18 protein-coding genes are annotated in these 15,738 nt (G+C 53.9%); 6 read left to right on the top strand and 12 right to left on the bottom strand.

What is annotated here, in order from left to right:
* Positions 1–13: 13 nt before the first annotated feature.
* A complete protein-coding gene (phoU, locus tag QT230_RS18140; RefSeq protein WP_088698318.1) occupies positions 14–739 on the top strand; it encodes a phosphate signaling complex protein PhoU in 726 nt (241 codons plus the stop codon).
* Positions 740–818: 79 nt separating this feature from the next.
* Positions 819–1,562 (top strand): sulfate transporter CysZ, encoded by a 744-nt coding sequence (gene cysZ / locus QT230_RS18135; RefSeq protein WP_308323563.1) that lies wholly within the window; start codon positions 819–821, stop codon positions 1,560–1,562.
* 97 nt (positions 1,563–1,659) lie between these two features.
* Here the strand turns inward: cysZ and QT230_RS18130 are convergent, their stop codons facing one another.
* From QT230_RS18130 to QT230_RS18100, 7 genes are all read right to left on the bottom strand, one after another.
* Positions 1,660–1,989 carry a hypothetical protein gene (locus tag QT230_RS18130; RefSeq protein ID WP_308323562.1) on the bottom strand — a complete coding sequence of 110 codons (330 nt, stop codon included), beginning with the start codon at positions 1,987–1,989 and terminating at the stop codon, positions 1,660–1,662.
* 529 nt (positions 1,990–2,518) lie between these two features.
* Positions 2,519–2,911, bottom strand: coding sequence for a hypothetical protein (locus tag QT230_RS18125; protein WP_308323561.1), 393 nt, complete (start codon positions 2,909–2,911; stop codon positions 2,519–2,521).
* Positions 2,912–3,422: 511 nt separating this feature from the next.
* A complete protein-coding gene (locus tag QT230_RS18120; RefSeq protein WP_308323560.1) occupies positions 3,423–3,731 on the bottom strand; it encodes a hypothetical protein in 309 nt (102 codons plus the stop codon).
* Between the two features lie 296 nt (positions 3,732–4,027).
* On the bottom strand, positions 4,028–5,314 hold the full coding sequence (gene phoR / locus QT230_RS18115; RefSeq protein WP_308323559.1) for a phosphate regulon sensor histidine kinase PhoR: 1,287 nt from the start codon (positions 5,312–5,314) through the stop codon (positions 4,028–4,030).
* A gap of 2 nt (positions 5,315–5,316) precedes the next feature.
* Positions 5,317–6,006 carry a phosphate regulon transcriptional regulator PhoB gene (gene phoB / locus QT230_RS18110; protein ID WP_308323558.1) on the bottom strand — a complete coding sequence of 230 codons (690 nt, stop codon included), beginning with the start codon at positions 6,004–6,006 and terminating at the stop codon, positions 5,317–5,319.
* A gap of 126 nt (positions 6,007–6,132) precedes the next feature.
* Positions 6,133–7,023: a 4-hydroxybenzoate octaprenyltransferase gene (gene ubiA, locus QT230_RS18105; RefSeq protein WP_308323557.1), complete on the bottom strand. Its 891-nt coding sequence runs from the start codon at positions 7,021–7,023 to the stop codon at positions 6,133–6,135.
* Between the two features lie 38 nt (positions 7,024–7,061).
* Positions 7,062–7,685 carry a chorismate lyase gene (locus tag QT230_RS18100; protein ID WP_308323556.1) on the bottom strand — a complete coding sequence of 208 codons (624 nt, stop codon included), beginning with the start codon at positions 7,683–7,685 and terminating at the stop codon, positions 7,062–7,064.
* A 49-nt stretch (positions 7,686–7,734) separates the two neighbouring features.
* Between QT230_RS18100 and QT230_RS18095 the strand changes: the two genes are divergently transcribed.
* The 4 genes from QT230_RS18095 (at position 7,735) to QT230_RS18080 (ending at position 10,593) form a co-directional block, all read left to right on the top strand.
* Positions 7,735–8,922 (top strand): FAD-dependent oxidoreductase, encoded by a 1,188-nt coding sequence (locus QT230_RS18095; protein ID WP_308323555.1) that lies wholly within the window; start codon positions 7,735–7,737, stop codon positions 8,920–8,922.
* Between the two features lie 102 nt (positions 8,923–9,024).
* Complete coding sequence (locus QT230_RS18090) at positions 9,025–9,297, top strand: HU family DNA-binding protein (protein WP_064232353.1); 273 nt, start codon at positions 9,025–9,027, stop codon at positions 9,295–9,297.
* Complete coding sequence (locus tag QT230_RS18085) at positions 9,297–9,653, top strand: hypothetical protein (protein ID WP_308323554.1); 357 nt, start codon at positions 9,297–9,299, stop codon at positions 9,651–9,653. The genes QT230_RS18090 and QT230_RS18085 overlap by 1 nt, the downstream gene beginning before the upstream one ends.
* 13 nt (positions 9,654–9,666) lie before the next feature.
* The gene (locus QT230_RS18080) at positions 9,667–10,593 is read left to right on the top strand and encodes a LysR family transcriptional regulator (RefSeq protein ID WP_308323553.1); all 927 of its coding nucleotides are present in this window, start codon (positions 9,667–9,669) and stop codon (positions 10,591–10,593) included.
* On the opposite strand, the gene QT230_RS18075 is transcribed toward QT230_RS18080, so the two are convergent.
* The 5 genes from QT230_RS18075 to QT230_RS18055 form a co-directional block, all read right to left on the bottom strand.
* Entirely contained in the window at positions 10,590–12,140 is a 1,551-nt protein-coding gene (locus tag QT230_RS18075) for an aldehyde dehydrogenase family protein (protein WP_308323552.1), read from the bottom strand. The genes QT230_RS18080 and QT230_RS18075 overlap by 4 nt on opposite strands.
* Positions 12,137–13,039: an NAD(P)-dependent oxidoreductase gene (locus tag QT230_RS18070; RefSeq protein ID WP_308323551.1), complete on the bottom strand. Its 903-nt coding sequence runs from the start codon at positions 13,037–13,039 to the stop codon at positions 12,137–12,139. The genes QT230_RS18075 and QT230_RS18070 overlap by 4 nt, the downstream gene beginning before the upstream one ends.
* A 119-nt stretch (positions 13,040–13,158) precedes the next feature.
* A complete protein-coding gene (locus QT230_RS18065; RefSeq protein WP_308323550.1) occupies positions 13,159–14,316 on the bottom strand; it encodes a M20 aminoacylase family protein in 1,158 nt (385 codons plus the stop codon).
* 10 nt (positions 14,317–14,326) lie between these two features.
* Positions 14,327–14,821: a hypothetical protein gene (locus QT230_RS18060; protein ID WP_308323549.1), complete on the bottom strand. Its 495-nt coding sequence runs from the start codon at positions 14,819–14,821 to the stop codon at positions 14,327–14,329.
* Positions 14,808–15,629 (bottom strand): DUF3100 domain-containing protein, encoded by an 822-nt coding sequence (locus QT230_RS18055; protein WP_308323548.1) that lies wholly within the window; start codon positions 15,627–15,629, stop codon positions 14,808–14,810. The genes QT230_RS18060 and QT230_RS18055 overlap by 14 nt, the downstream gene beginning before the upstream one ends.
* Positions 15,630–15,738: the final 109 nt, after the last annotated feature.

Genomic DNA, 15,738 nt, shown 5'->3' with positions numbered 1-15,738 from the left:
TCAGGAGTGCTCCATGGATATTACTAGCGACTCTCACAGCCAGCATATCTCTCGCCAGTTCAACCAGGAGCTGGAAGAGCTGAAGACCCACCTGATGGCCATGGGCGGTCTGGTGGAAAAACAAGTGCAGGATGCTGTCTTTGCCCTACTGGAGGGCGATACTCGCTTGGCCGAGCAGGTGCGTGACAATGACCGTCAGGTCAACGACCTGCAGTTGCAAATTGATGACGAGTGCACCCGCGTACTGGCGCGCCGCCAGCCTGCAGCATCTGATTTGCGTCTGGTGCTGGCCGTTATTCGCGCCACCTCAGACCTTGAGCGCATTGGCGATGAAGCCAGCAAAATCGCCCGCAACGCGCTACTACTGAGTGAAAACACCAGTACCATTCGCGGCTTGGTGGAAGTGCGTCACATCAGCGAGCACGTGCGTAAAATGCTCCGCGATGCGCTCACCGCCTTTGCCCGCTTTGATACCGACCTTGCCATGCAGGTGGTGCGCGAAGATGAACTGGTAGACGACGAGTACAGCAGCGCGATGCGCTCGTTAATGACCTTTATGATGGAAGACTCACGTTCAATTACTTCCGTACTCAGCATCATGTGGGTACTGCGCGCGCTGGAGCGGGTGGGTGACCACGCCGATAACCTCGCTGAGTACGTGGTCTATCTCGTCAAAGGATTGGATATTCGCCATAGCGACACCGACGATCTGGATCCGAAAGTGCTAAAAAAGTCTTGACCTGATAGGGGTTTCCTCCTGCAATACGTCCAGGCCGTTTAGCCGCCTGGACGTTTGAATCACAAGGAGTTCCCCCATCATGCTGGATGCTGTTACTGCGTTTAGCCGAGGTACACGCTGTGTGTATCAGTCGGGCATGCGCCGCTATATTTTCCTACCTATCCTGGTCAACCTAATTGTCTATGTGGGCATGTTCAGCTTTGTATTCAACCGCTTTGATGGCTGGTTGGCTCACTGGATGAACATGGTGCCTACTTGGCTAGATTGGCTATCGTGGCTTATTTGGCCGCTCTTTGTGATTAGCCTGTTAGTCGTGGTGTTTTTCACATTTACGCTGGTGACCAGTTTCATTGCAGCGCCTTTTTACGGCTTTTTAGCCGCTAAGGTTGAAGTACAGGTGACCGGCCGTGAACCGACGGATGACCGCAGCCTTACCAAAACAGCGATTGATGCTCTTGGCCGGGAGCTTGTTAAGCTCGCCTATATCTTGCCGCGTGCCGCCGGCCTGTTTGTGATTAGCTGGATACCAGGCGTCAATTTAGTTGCGCCGCTACTGTGGGCGCTATTTTCTGCCTGGGTGATGGCCATCACTTATTTAGATTACCCCATGGATAACAACAAGGTGTCCTTTACCGACATGCGCCAACGGCTCTCGAAACGCTGGTGGCAAAGTCTCAGCTACGGCGGGTTAATCACGCTCATCACCTGGATTCCCCTAGCCAATCTATTTTTGATTCCCGGTGCGGTGGCAGGCGCCGTACTGATGTGGGACGCCCACTATAGAGACGCATGTCATGACGCGCGCAACATTAAACCGCTGTGAGATAATCACCCCTTAAGGCATTTTTAAATATTGATAACCGCAAAGACCTCGCGTCGGCGAGGTCTTTGCGGAACTTGAGTTACCTTCAGACAATCACTTACCAGTCGGTACTATCGCCCTCATCACGGTTCAAATCGGTGGTGCTATAACCTTCTTTCACACGCTGTGAAGCTTGTTCATCATTATCGATAGCACTACTGGATGGTGAGAAATCTAAGCTGTCACCTTCATCACGATTTAAGTTACCAGGTGAAACTTGAGCGTCATTTGATGGCCGGTGTGACTGAGGCTTATCGATTACATCCGAACCGACCGAACGTTCTTGGTTCAACTCAATGGAGGATTGCGCCATTGCCAGGGGACTAGCAATTAAACCAAATGAAATGCCTACAATAGCAACTTTTTTACCCACTTCTTTAAATAACATGCCCTTCTCCTTTGGCTGCTAAATGCCGGAATGCTCGTAAAACCGGCCTGTACTATGCGTATATAGACATCACTTTCACTATATTCGTTGCAGATATGGCATTCTTTTGCAGCTAACCCTACGTTTTATTAGTGCCCATTTTAATTCACAGCAAGGCAGGAGGTGAGACGTATAGTGATTCCAAATGGACGATGGCTGCGCCGCCAAGGATAAAAACGGGCCCAGCGCTTCATGATGAAACGTCAACAGGCCCTAGTAGCCGTTAAGAAACATTTTGACTACTTGCAAACATCAGACCCCGCATTAGCAGGGTCTAAAAAACATATTTTTTGGCAATGTCTAACGCTAGCCTCCTCCCCTTTTGCGGGCCCCAAACCTTGGGATTTAACCCTGACCAGCGCTTCAATTGCGTTAGTTTCATTTGGCTCTTAGTGCATCCTTACCGGAGTGACATGCGCTTGCATGTTTAACTCACGCTTTTAACGTAATGTACTCCTACGTTATTGCAAATTTTTATTTACCGAACGTTTCATGATCCATTTTCGCGGATTAAGTCTTTTGGCGTGTAGGTAGCCTGAGCGTTCGTGCTAGTGGACTCAGCCTTAACAACCATAGGACGATCTCCTTCGTCATACATTAGGTCTGATGGGCTAAAATCTGTTTGGTCGGTTGAGCGGTGTGACTGGGCATGAATGGGCTCATCATTTGCTGTAATATCTTGATTAGCTTCAATAGACATATGTGCAAATGCCAGCGGGCTAGCCAGTAAACCAAATGAAAGACCTACTACGGCTGCTTTTTTCACAAATTCGTTAAACATACTATTTACTCCTGGCGACTGTTTGATACCGCTGAAGTGAAGTGAGAGGTGCACGGTGGCTGGCATCTCACTGCGGTTAGCTTCACTGCCTTGATTTTGCATATGCAGTGCCAACTCCATAAATTGAAAATTTAAAGACCAAAAATCAAATACTTAATAAATTTAAATTGCGCACAATAATATGCCGCTAAAAACAAAAGCACGCTAATTACATGTGCACTAATGACACATGCGCAAAATTGTCTGTGCCTTTATGACACACTCAGCAACCCAGGCTCAGCTGCTAATAGGCCGCTAGACGCTAGGTTTATAGAAAAACGAAAAAAGCACTGGAAAGGGAGTGGCAGCGAAGGCGAGGGGGCAGAAGAAATAAGGAAAAAGCAGACAGCAAAAAGTTAGGCCCCGCACTACGGGCCCGATATCAGAATAGGTTATAGGTAATGACTAACGCTAGCTTCCACTCCTTGTGCGGGACTCCAACCTTGGAATTTACCCTGACTAACGTTTTGATTCATCCTTGAATCCGAAGCACATCCTTGTCTGTAAAACATGCTGTTAACCACTTCCTCATCCTATGAGAAAGCATTCAATGATATCTAAAAATCATCAATAATTAGCTACCGCTATTTTCTTCAACAAGTTCATCTTCGTCATATTCAGCGTCATCTGAGTGACTGCTTGATTGGGGTTCCATGTCGCTGGCACCGTCGCCTTCGTCATGGGTTAAATCGTTCGTCGTATTATCGCTGCTGTTAGAGCTACCAGCACCCTGTGCGTCCATTGGCTGTTCATCAGCCGTAATGCCTTGGTTCTCATCGATTGCAGTGTTTTCATCTGTTTGTGCAAAAACCAATGGGCTTGCCATTAAGCAAAAAGATACACCTAAAATGCCAGCTTTCTTGAGAAAATCCTTGGACATCATATTCCACCTCCGATCGCTGTTTGATACCGCTTTGGTAAGAAAGAAGGGCTAATCATCAGCCAGCATTACCTGCGATCATCTTTCTTAATATGATACATGCAGAGGTCATGCCAAAAATTTAAATTAAATATTAAAGCATTAAAAATCATAAAGTTATAAAATATCAGAAAAGTCCTTTCAATTTCTGAGCAGCGGATGAAGATGTATAAAAGTGGCACATGGGCAAAGTTTTTACCAACCTTGCATACCACCACTGTATACTTCTACAAACATTATGCGGGAGAATTATTTTAACGTTAAACAAGTCGTGAGAGAGGGAAAACGCAGCGAAACAGAGCGCCTTTACCGGGGTGGGATTCAATCTGTAATTGGGCATCGTGGCGTAACAGCACGTGTTTAACAATGGCCAAGCCCAGCCCTGTGCCTCCGGTGGCAGTGCTGCGGCCTTTATCAACACGATAAAAGCGCTCGGTTAAACGGGGTATGTGCACGGGATCAATACCTTCACCGTCATCTTCAACCTCAATACAGCCACCGCCAGCAGCACTGGACTTCCAGCGTAATGTGATATGGCTACCCGGCAACGTATAGCGAACGGCATTATAAGCAAGATTGGAGACGGCGCTGCGAATTTCCTGCTCACTACCCATCAATTGGGCCTCACTCTCCAGCGACACCGTGATCGTATGGCGCTGATGTGATAGCGCCAGCGCATCGGCACACACGCTTTGCAGTAAAGGCTCTAGCGGCAGCGGGTGATGATCTTTACCCCCCTGGTCAATTTCCAAGCGCGAGAGCAACAGTAAGTCATTGACCAGATTCTGCATTCGCTGAGTCTGCTCCTGCATTTGATGGATACTTTTGCCTAACCGTGGAGGTAACTGATCGGCGATATCACTGTAGGTTTCCAAATAGCCAGAGAGAACGGTCAAAGGAGTACGCAGTTCATGGGAGACATTGGCCACAAAGTCTCGGCGCATCTGTTCTAAGCGATGCAAGCGGGTAATATCCCGCGCCATGACTAAGCGCTCGTCGTCGCCATAAAGGGTAATTTGATACTGCAGGATGCGTCGTTCATCAATCGGCGAAGTGAGCGTCAGCGGCTCGCGATAGTCTCGCGCATTAAAATAGCGGATAAAGCTTGGGTCGCGCAGCAGGTTGGTAATGTGCTGGCCACGATCATGGGCGGTCTGCAGGCCCAGCATGTCGGTTGCAGCGCTATTCCACCACTCTAAATCACCGTGGCGATCAAGCATGACCACACTGTCGCGCATCGCTTCTGACGACTCTTGAATACGCGCTAAGGTAGCGCGCAGCCTGCTTTGTGTTATGCGCTGACTTTTCTGGTAGCGGTACAAACGATCAAACAGTTCGCCCCACATACCACGGGCGGCAGGCGGCTCATCGTGAGGATGCAGAGTTAGCCATAAATACAGTTCGCGCAGCTGACGCAAGTGATAAAAAAGACAGATAGTCAGGCCGACCGCTAGCCCCAGCCCAGCAAAGCCCAGCAACCAACCCAGGCAAGCCCCCAACGTGGCCAACCACGCGAGTCGCCACAGTTCACGACTCCATAGGCGCACATTTACACCCGTGCAGAGAAACGGTAGCCGGTACCCCGAACCGTTTGAATCAAGTTTTGATGCACATCGCCTAATGCTTTGCGCAAACGACGGATATGCACATCGACCGTGCGCTCTTCAACGTACACATTACCTCCCCACACTTGGTCCAATAACTGACTGCGCGTGTAAGCACGCTCTTGATGGGTCATAAAAAACTGTAGCAGACGGTACTCGGTGGGCCCCATTTCCAGCGCCTTGCCGTGGGCGCTTACCCGGTGGCTCACTGGATCAAGCAGTAAACCATTAATCTCAATCGGATCTTCAACACCACGCGGCGTCGCCCGGCGCAGCACTGCTTTTAGCCGTGCCACCAATTCACGGGGAGAAAAGGGCTTAGTGATGTAGTCATCGGCACCTGACTCAAGGCCCTGAATCTTATTATCCTCTTCGCCTTTAGCGGTAAGCATGATAATGGGAATCTCGGCAGTGGCTTCTTCGCGTTTTAAACGTCTTGCTAGCTCGATACCGCTGGTACCAGGCATCATCCAGTCAAGCAGCAGCAAATCAGGCTGGTGGTCGACGACCATGGCATGAGCATCCTGGGCGTTATCTGCTTCGAGCACGCGATAGTCAGCCATTTCCAGCGCGACCGCGATCATCTCGCGAATCGACGACTCATCATCAACAATCAGAACGGTCTTGGCGGTCATACCAGGGCCTCACGGTGTTCAGAGAAAACTAGCTCAATGAAAACTAGTTCAGCGAAAACTAGCTCAATGACATGTCAGTGACGATAACACCATGACTTCATGACAATTACATGACAGTAACAGCTTTTAGCCCGCAGTAGGCCACCAGCTCAGTGTAATACCAGCAAAAACTAGCAGGCCCGACCAAAAATTATTCAGAAAAGCTTGGAAGCAAGGCTCTCGCTCGCGATAACGAATCAAGCGCTGCTGATGCAGAAAAGTAGCGCCCATGGCGACAAGTCCCATCCAGAAGAAACCGCCTAAATCAACCCGCCAGCCGACCCACGCCAGCAGTCCTAGCGTGGTTATCTGTAGTAAGCCGATGATTAAACGATCTGCATTACCAAACAACACCGCCGTCGATTTAATACCTATTTTCAAGTCGTCGTCGCGGTCGACCATGGCGTACTGGGTATCGTAAGCCACTGTCCATAAAACGTTGGCACAAAATAGCAGCCACGCTTCCAACGGCACGTAGCCCAGTACGCCACCAAAGGCCATGGGTATTGCCCAAGAGAAGGCGGCCCCTAAAACAATCTGGGGGAAATGCGTGTAGCGTTTCATAAACGGATAAATAACCGCCAGCAGCACACCGCCCAATGAGAGCAGAACCGTGAACCAGTTGGTCAGTAACACCAAAATAAATGCCGCGACTACCAAAGCAGTAAACAGTCGCTGAGCCTCGGTTTCACTAATACGCCCCGTTGCGAGCGGGCGGTTTTTAGTACGTTTTACATGGCCATCAAAGTGGCGGTCGGCATAGTCATTGACCACACAGCCCGCAGCACGCATCACATAAACCCCTGCAATAAAAATCAGCATAATATTTCGCCCTGGCACGCCTTCGGCGGCAATCCAGAGCGCCCAAAGCGTCGGCCACATTAGCAGCCACGTACCAATGGGTCGGTCTAGACGCATCAGCTGTAAAAAATCCGCCACGCGAGCTAACCCCTTCGGCCGCAACAGTGAACGATCCATACTTACCTCACGAAATAAAACACCATAATGCAACGACTTTAGCGCGAAGGCAGATCGAGTTCATCCGCCATCGCACGTAAAAAATACTCTTGAACCAACAATGACAGCCCGTCGTGCTTACAGCCATTATAAAAAACGGAGCGCCGACCCCAGGCGCACTTTTCCTCTAGGGCGTTCTCGCTAACAAAGGGTGGCGATTGTGTCGTTACTTCCAACGGCCCGCGCACTAAGTCTGGCTGGCGAAATAGCCAGCTGCCTAGCGAGCGCTCACCTAGGCGATCTAAACGCTGCCCCTTTAGCTGCGAAAGTGGCGCGACCGAGCGCGCCACCACCCACGACCTTTCGTCTAAACAAAGTGCCACTTCGCGCAACCACGCGTAGCGTTTGGGGGCAATGCCCAGCGCCTGCGCTTCGTCTTGCTGTGGCCAACCCACCCCCTGGCGCAGTAGGCGCACCCGAAAATGCTTATGGCCGCCAGCCGCTATTAGCCGAGCGGTTAACGAATCGGTAGAGGCAACCCACTGCCACCAAGGAGCGCTCATGGCAGGCCGCGCCGCATTAATAGGACGCCAGCGCGAAAATAGCGGAGTTTGCTGGAAAGCAGGAGAGGTCACCGAGTTCTCCAAGGCGATAATTGGGGCGATTAGTGTAACATGGCGCATTAATAGGCTTTTATTACAGCGACTTTTTAGCATCCCATTTGGTGTCTGCATGCCCGCATCACATAAACAGATTACGTCACAGGCTGAGCTGGTGATTATTGGTACAGGGATGGCCGGGGTTGGCCTAGCCCGCGCCTTGCGCCGCCAGGGTGATCAACGCTCAATAACGTTGGTGAGCGCTGACAGCGGCGATGATTACAGCAAGCCTCTGCTCTCAACCGGTTTTGCTAAAGGTCTGTCAGCCGATACGCTAGCCCAGCAAAGCGCTGCCGAACTAGGCGAAGAGCTAAATGCACAAATAGTTATCCACACCCGAGTCAACGCACTGGATGTGGATAACCGGACGCTCCTCCTCGATGGTGGAAATACTCTGGGCTATGAAACCCTCGTTTTAGCCACTGGAGCCGAGCCGCGCGCACCCTTTAGGATTGCCACCAGCGTGGCGTCGCGCTGCTTTACGATCAATGATTTAGACGATTATCGCCGGTTTCGCGCGGCATTGAGCCACGGCCCTGGCCGAGTAGCGGTGATAGGCGCGGGCCTTGTCGGCTGTGAATTTGCTAACGACCTGCACGCTGGGGAGCATCAAGTCAGCCTTATTGCTCCAGAGGGAAGCCTGCTTCCCCGTCTGCTGCCCGCGCCACTCGGCAACGCGTTAGGCGATGCCTTTAGTGAAGCAGGTATCGCGCTTCACCTTGGCCGCTCGATTGACTCCATCACGCTCGGCAGTAGTGAAAATATCGAATTACGTTTAGATAACGGCGACGCCGTCAGCGCGAATTTTATCTTGATGGCAACGGGCCTTGTCCCGCGGTCAGCACTTGCCGAAGCCGCTGGATTAAGCGTAGTACCTAGCGGCATCATGGTAGATCGCCAACTGCGTACTTCGCACTCAGATATTTATGCCTTGGGCGACGTCGCCTGCGTCGATGGCGTTAATGCCATGTACGTCCAGCCGCTACAGGCTAGCGCCAAAGCGCTGGCGGCAACGCTTTCAGGCACCCCAACGTCGGTCAGTTTTGGCGCTTGGCCGGTGGTGGTAAAAACCCCGCTGCTGCCAGTGGTTGCCTACCCGCCAATCACCACGCCAGAACGTTGGCGAATCGAAGGTGAAGGCGGCGATATCAGTGCCTTGGCCGAAAATAAAGACGGACGTTTGATTGGTTTTGCGTTGACAGGCGGCTCCGTGAGAAGGAAAGTGGAGCTTTCCAGAGCAGCACCTGCGCTGCTAGGCTGATTTTCGCCGCGTTCACGACTAGGATAGAAAAGCTATGCTGCGTGACGCATACAACAACATGCATTTGCTTTACGTTCGATTCTTTAATTTAGGAGATTTCTTATGCGCAAACCTGAACTCGCTGCTGCTATCGCTGAAAGTGCCGACCTGTCCAAAGATAAAGCAGGCCAAGTGCTGAACGTTATTCTCGATGAGATCACCAACAGTTGTGCCAAGGGCGAAGATGTCGCGTTGATTGGTTTTGGCACCTTCACCGTACGTGAGCGCGCAGCGCGTACCGGTAAAAACCCGCAAACCGGTGCCCCGCTGCAAATTCCGGCCAGCAAAAACGTGGCCTTTAAGCCAGGCAAAGGACTTAAGGACGCCGTTTCCTAATGAAGCTTAAGCTGACGCTGTGGCTGCTGGGCGTAATGCTCAAACGCGCCCTGCGCCGCAAGCCGCGCTTTCGTGAGCAGTTAGAACGTATGCGCGGCCTGGATTGGGGTATTGCCACAGAAGATCTAAGCATTGCCCGCCACTACCGGATGACGCCGAACCGCATCAGCACCGGTAAAGGGCTACCTGTCGACTTGGATATTGAGCTACGTTTCCGGGATCAAGTCACCGCCCTGAAAGTACTCAAAAAGCCGACTCAGCAGGCTTTTTTAGACGGTATGATGAACGGTAACGTACGCTTAGTGGGCGACTCTGCTGATATGAATAAGCTGCAGAAACTGCTTAAGTATTTGTAGCGCCTAGCTATCGATGGACATACCTCATCAGCGCTTAGTGTATTTCCGCGTTACCCTAGAATCTGGCTCCGTGCGTCGCGCAGCGGCGCGCTTAGACATTGCCCCCTCGGCGGTCAGTCGGCAAATTGCCTTACTGGAAGAAGCCTTGGGGGCAACCCTTATGGAGCGTCAGCGTGACGGCATTTCGCCAACACCCGTTGGCGAAATGCTGCTTGAGTACTGCGAACGTCGCGGTGCACTTGATGAAGGCTTTATCGCCTCACTCGAAGCCTACCAACGCATGGAAACAGGCAAAATATCACTTACCGTCGGTGAGGGTTTTGTCAGTGACCTAGTGGCTTCACCCCTGCATGAATTTACCCAGCTTTATGCCGGCATCCAGCTCGATATTCATATCGCGGGCACCTCGGGCATTATTGAGGCCGTGGTTGATGATCACAGCCATATCGGCCTGATGTTCCACGAAAGAACCCATCCTCAACTGCGTTTCTGGGCTTCTAGTCCACAGCCGTTGATGACTATTTTGTCGCCAGACCATCCCTTGGCCAACCAACCTGCGCCGCTCTCCCTGGAGCAACTTAGCACCGAACCCATGGCCATGTGGGATCCCAGCCACGGGGTGCGCCAAATGGTCGATCAAGCCTTTCAACAGGCACGGATCGCCCCGCACCTGGCAATGAACACTAATTCCATGGTGGTACTGGCGCAGTATGTGCGCAGCGGCATGGGTATCACACTACTGCCCGCCTTTGCCGTTGCGCATGATTTAGAGGTCGGTACGCTAGTGGCGCGCCCGGTAGATAATCCGCTCTTCCAGCGCTCCCAGGCCCATATGGTCACCCGCGTGGGCCGCCAACAGCCCAAGGCCTGCATACTATTGCTACGCCATTTGCAGCGCTGGATGCAGGCCTTTCGAGAGTCCGGCTCGGTCAGCGATTAACCAACACCGCTACCGTAACCAAACGCGACGCTCGCCTCTGGCGCGGTTTCCACCCAGACGCTTTGTGGCACCGTATACTCGCGCAGGCCACCCAGGCCGCTGGAGCGGCCAAAGCCGCTATCCCCAAAGCCACCAAACGGTGACATCACGCTGATCGCCTTATAGCTGTTGATCCATACGGTACCTGCGCGTAACTGCCCGGCGACGCGATGCGCCCGGGCGACATCCTGGCTCCACACCGCACCCGCCAAGCCAAATCGCGTCTCATTGGCGAGTTGAATGGCCTCGACTTCATCATCAAACGCCATGGCGACCAGCACCGGGCCAAACACTTCTTGCTGGGCGATCTCCATATCCGGCGTAACATCCACCAGCACGGTAGGGGCGATAAAGTAGCCCAGGGCCTCGTCAGGCAGCCCTGCCGGGCGCTTGCCACCCGTCAATAGCCGCGCACCCGCGGCGACGGCGGCATCGATCATTCGCGTCACCTGCTCAAACTGACGGCGATTCTGCAGTGGGCCCATACGCGTCGCTTCATCGCTGGGCAGGCCGACCTCAATCTGTTCTGCCGCCCGCGCCAAGCGGGTGGTGACCTGCTTAAACACCGAGCGCTCAATCAATAAGCGCGACCCTGCTACACAGCTCTGGCCTGCGGCGGCAAAAATGGCAGCTTGGGCACCCGCCACCGCCTCGTCCAGTTTGGCGTCGGCAAACACAATATTGGCCGACTTGCCGCCCAGTTCTAGCACGCTGGGCACCAACCGCCGCGCACCCGCCTCGGCAATCAGGCGGCCGCTCTGGGGAGAACCGACAAACACCAGCTTGCTGATGGTGGGGTGATCGGTGAGCGCAGCACCGGTCGTCTTGCCCAGGCCGTTAACGATATTGATAAGTCCCTTCGGCAACCCGCCACTTTCAAGTAGCTTGGCAATCACTACCGATGAGAACGGCGTAAGCTCGGAGGGCTTCAATACCACCCCATTGCCCGCTGCTATCGCTGGCGCCAACTGCCAGGCGCAGGTGAACATCGGTGCGTTCCAGGGGGTAATCTGCCCCACCACGCCATAAGGCACATGGCGCACATAATTCAGGTGCGAGGTGGGCACCGGTATCACTTCGCCATGCTGCTTATCGCACCAGCCCGCATAGTATTCGAACATCTCGCACACTTTGCCGACTTCGGCCCGGCAGTCACGAATTGGCTTACCGGCAACGACACTTTCCAGCTGCGCCAGCGCCTCTTCATGGCCCTCCAGGCCGCGCAGGGCGGCATTCATACGCCGCCCGCGTTCGCTGGCGGTCAACGCCATCCACTCTTGCTGCCCACGCACAGCCGCTTGGGTGGCGCGTTCAATCAGCGCCGCGCTGGCGTCGCGATAGCTTACCAACGTTTCGCCAGTGGCCGGATTGGTCAGGGTGATCACTTCACCCTCACCCGCTACTAAACCGCCATCAATCCAGTTGCTCAACAGCGTGGTGGCCGTTAATCCAAAACCTTCGAGCAGCGTGGCAAGGTGATCTTGAGCATGTTGGCTAAGTGCGTTCATTCGTTGCCCTCCGCTTGGCTAGCACGCGCTAAAATCGGCGTGGTGATATGGTTAAAGTCGTCGCTATCGGCGGGGTTATCGGCATTCGCGTGCCAGGCATCGACAACGGCTTGCAGCAGGGTCGGCGGGATGCCCAACTGTTTGGCGGCGTCTCGCGCCAGGCGCAGGTCTTTACGCATCAAGCCGGTGGTAAAGCCTGAGTCAAAGCGCTCGCTCAGCACCCACTCGGGGAAGTTCACCTCGCTAACCGCGCTGCGCCCCGAACCGCTATTGATGCCCGCCAAACAGGCGGCGGGGTCAACGCCAGCCTTGGCCGCCATGGCTACCGCTTCGGCGGTGGTCAGCAAGTGCGCCGCACATAGATAGTTATTGGCCAGCTTGACCACATGGCCGCTGCCGGGGCCGCCCACATGGGTACGCTTGGCCGACATGGCCTCCAGCATGGGGGCTACCCGCTCGATGGTGGATTCAGCGCCCCCTAGCAGCATGCCCAACTTGCCATTAGCGGCGCCTTTCGGGCCGCCGCTAACCGGGGCGTCCAGCCACTGAAGGCCCGCTGTGGTCACTTTTTCGGCCAGTTCACGGCTGACGGTTGGGTCGCTGGTGGACGTATCAACAATCACGCTGCCTTTCGGCGCTAGCGTGAGCAAGCCTGGGGATTGCTCAATCACTTCGCGCACATGGGCGGAAGTTGGCAGCGACAGCAGGTAAACATCGCTTGCGGGTAGCGCATCGGGCGCCACAACGGTTAGCCCTTGAGCAGCAAGGCGCGACCGCGCCGGCTCAAATACATCGCTGCCCGTTACCGCAAACCCTGCGGCTCGAAGGGTGAGGGCCATATTCCCGCCCATCTGCCCGAGGCCAATGACCACGATCGATAATGCTGTTGTTGAAGACATCGTAAGTACTCCTTAAACGTCCTACTAAGTATGAAGACGTCATATTCGGGGTAGACGCTCCCCTACCCAGTGGGCATCAGAGAGCGAATAACGCTTATCGTTGAGACAAAGGTGGCGATTTAGACGAGCAGTGTCCTTACCAGCTCCACCCAGTAGCGTGCGCCCAGCGGCAATAGTGCATCGTTAAAGTCATAGCGCGGATTATGTAGCGAAGCGGACTCCTCGCCATTGCCCATCCAGATATAGGCACCTGGGCGTTCGGCAAGCAGGAACGAGAAATCCTCAGAAGCCATGCTGGGCGGCGGGTTGCGGATCACATTGTCTTGGCCTAATAAGCTTTCCAGAACAGTGGCGCAGTGCTGGGCGTGTTCCGGGATATTGATGGTGGCGGGGTAGCAGCGCTGATAATCCAGCTCAACGGTTAAACCATGAAACTCGGCCAAGCTGCCAATTGCCTGTTTAAAGCGCTCTTCCAGATGCTCTTTAAGCGCCATATCAAAACAGCGCAGCGTGCCACGCAGCGCCACCTGCTCGGGGATCACGTTGAAGGTGTCCCCCGCGTTAATACTGGTAATACTCAGCACCGCCGATTTATCTGGCGGCGTTTCGCGGCTCACCAGCCCTTGCAGCTGGCTGATCAATTGGCAGCTCGCCAATACCGTATCAGTCCCTAAGTGGGGCATCGCCGCATGGCAGCCTTTGCCGGTTAGCGTCAGGCTGAAGATATCGAAGGCGGCCATCACGTCGGTATCGTGCACCGCGGCGACACCAACGGGCAGGCCGGGCCAGTTGTGCAGACCGTATACCGCATCCATGGGGAAGCGCTCAAACAGCCCCTCTTCGACCATCACCCGTCCGCCGCCGGCGCTCTCTTCGGCGGGCTGAAAGATGAACACTACCCGGCCTTTAAAATCCGGCTGCTGCATTAACGCCCAGGCAGCGCCCAACAGCATGGTGGTGTGGCCATCGTGGCCGCAGGCGTGCATCTTGCCGGGGGTTTGCGAGGCGTAGGTAAGCTGGGTCTCCTCGCGAATATCCAACGCGTCGATATCAGCCCGCAAGCCGATCGTTTTACCCTCGCCCAAGCGACCATCCAGGGTCGCCACCACCCCGGTACCCGCAATCCCCGTCGTCACCTCGAAGCCCCACTCATTGAGCAGCGCGGCAATACGCGCACTGGTGCGATGCTCTTCAAAAGCGGTTTCAGGATACTGGTGGAAATCGCGTCGCCAGGCGGTAAGTTCGGCGCTATCCGGTAAATTAATGGGGGTAGTCATCGGCCTATCCTTAGAGCATTACGTGAGCGACAACGGCAGAGCCGATAAAGGTACCGGTGAAGACCAGCAGAGCCACAACCACCAGCTTCCAGCCGGTTTGCTTGAACATGGCAAACTCGCGCCCGGTAAGCGCCAGCCCGGCATAGGCCAATACCGGCGTTACCACCGCTAAGAAATCTACTTCTGCCAGCCGCGCGATGATCCAGCCATTGCCAGGAAAAAACGGCAGCGTTGCGATAATGCTGATCAATGACACCCAGGCGACGCTGGGCAGGTAAAAGGGACAAACGCGCCCAATGACTAGCCCGATAATCACCATGACATACAAAATCAACATGCCGGGTAGCGCGTCTAACAGCGGCGAACCGTTGACGATATTGCTAAACCACGCAGCGATACACACTGCTGCCAGCACCAACGCGGTTTTGCCTAGCTGGTTTTCCGGGCGCAGCTCTTTAAGCGCCTCAGCGTCAAACTGATCGACCGTACTCTCATGAGTTTTCATGGCGAACCTCCGTAGCTGAGCTGCCTTTTAAGCGCTTGTACATCCACTCGGTAATTGGTAACGCGATAAATAGCGAAATATACAAACCGGTGGCATAAGTAAGCAGGTTGCTGGCCCCGGCAAAGGCGAGCAGTTCGTCTTTGGATGCCGGTACCGCTTCCACTAACGCCGCCGAGCACGCCGCGACCATACTGCCACTGCCCACCCCGCAAGCCATGGCTAGGGCACGAATATCGAGAATATCCAGCGAGGCGATATAGCCTGCCATCAAGGCAAAGTAGAGCGTACCGAACATAGTGCCCACTACATAAACCCCCATAATGCCGATACCCTCAGGGCTTCTCAGCCCGTAACGATCTGAAATAATGGCAATATTGGGTTCGCGGGCGATAGAGTAGGTAGCGCCAATCGCTTCCCTGCCCATTTTGAGCACTAATACCGCAAATGGCAGCGCGATCAGCATGGTACCGAGATTACCCAGTTCCTGGAGTATCAGCGCGGGGCCTGCGGCGATAATCTGCTCAATGGCGGGGCCAATGGTGGAGCCAAACTTGGCAATAAACGGCAAAATAGCGATCAGAATGATCGGCCCTGCGGCATTGCTGACCGGCTTGGGGATAACCTTGCCCATGGCCGAAAAAAGGTGGGGATTAAACAAAACGCCAATCACAAAGGCGTATAACAGCGGTAACAAGAGGAGTGTTCCTGGTCCGAGAGGAATGCGCACGATGCCTATCCACTCGGCAAACATCGACGTTACGATCACCGTGAGGTGGAGACGCCAGTTCAGCAGTAGTTTGAGATCCATAGGAGTGTCCCTGTTTTTTTTAGAGTCACTCCGAGTATCGAAAGGTTACTGTTTCAATCATAGGGCTTTAGTGCGCTATTTTTTAGAACACTCAAACGTTGAAAGGCGG

Source organism: Halomonas sp. SpR8 (genome assembly GCF_031010195.1).
In the GTDB taxonomy this organism is placed as follows: Bacteria; Pseudomonadota; Gammaproteobacteria; order Pseudomonadales; family Halomonadaceae; genus Vreelandella.
Note: the sequence above shows the minus strand (reverse complement) of the source record. Positions and strands in the feature narration are given on the sequence as shown.

Coding starts and splice junctions, on each gene's coding strand:
- phoU (WP_088698318.1), top strand. CDS start 14: ATGGATATTACTAGCGACTCTCACAGCCAGCATATCTCTCGCCAGTTC.
- cysZ (WP_308323563.1), top strand. CDS start 819: ATGCTGGATGCTGTTACTGCGTTTAGCCGAGGTACACGCTGTGTGTAT.
- QT230_RS18130 (WP_308323562.1), bottom strand. CDS start 1,989: ATGTTATTTAAAGAAGTGGGTAAAAAAGTTGCTATTGTAGGCATTTCA.
- QT230_RS18125 (WP_308323561.1), bottom strand. CDS start 2,911: ATGCAAAATCAAGGCAGTGAAGCTAACCGCAGTGAGATGCCAGCCACC.
- QT230_RS18120 (WP_308323560.1), bottom strand. CDS start 3,731: ATGATGTCCAAGGATTTTCTCAAGAAAGCTGGCATTTTAGGTGTATCT.
- phoB (WP_308323558.1), bottom strand. CDS start 6,006: ATGACCGCCAAGACCGTTCTGATTGTTGATGATGAGTCGTCGATTCGC.
- ubiA (WP_308323557.1), bottom strand. CDS start 7,023: ATGGATCGTTCACTGTTGCGGCCGAAGGGGTTAGCTCGCGTGGCGGAT.
- QT230_RS18100 (WP_308323556.1), bottom strand. CDS start 7,685: ATGCGCCATGTTACACTAATCGCCCCAATTATCGCCTTGGAGAACTCG.
- QT230_RS18095 (WP_308323555.1), top strand. CDS start 7,735: ATGCCCGCATCACATAAACAGATTACGTCACAGGCTGAGCTGGTGATT.
- QT230_RS18090 (WP_064232353.1), top strand. CDS start 9,025: ATGCGCAAACCTGAACTCGCTGCTGCTATCGCTGAAAGTGCCGACCTG.
- QT230_RS18085 (WP_308323554.1), top strand. CDS start 9,297: ATGAAGCTTAAGCTGACGCTGTGGCTGCTGGGCGTAATGCTCAAACGC.
- QT230_RS18080 (WP_308323553.1), top strand. CDS start 9,667: ATGGACATACCTCATCAGCGCTTAGTGTATTTCCGCGTTACCCTAGAA.
- QT230_RS18075 (WP_308323552.1), bottom strand. CDS start 12,140: ATGAACGCACTTAGCCAACATGCTCAAGATCACCTTGCCACGCTGCTC.
- QT230_RS18070 (WP_308323551.1), bottom strand. CDS start 13,039: ATGTCTTCAACAACAGCATTATCGATCGTGGTCATTGGCCTCGGGCAG.
- QT230_RS18065 (WP_308323550.1), bottom strand. CDS start 14,316: ATGACTACCCCCATTAATTTACCGGATAGCGCCGAACTTACCGCCTGG.
- QT230_RS18060 (WP_308323549.1), bottom strand. CDS start 14,821: ATGAAAACTCATGAGAGTACGGTCGATCAGTTTGACGCTGAGGCGCTT.
- QT230_RS18055 (WP_308323548.1), bottom strand. CDS start 15,629: ATGGATCTCAAACTACTGCTGAACTGGCGTCTCCACCTCACGGTGATC.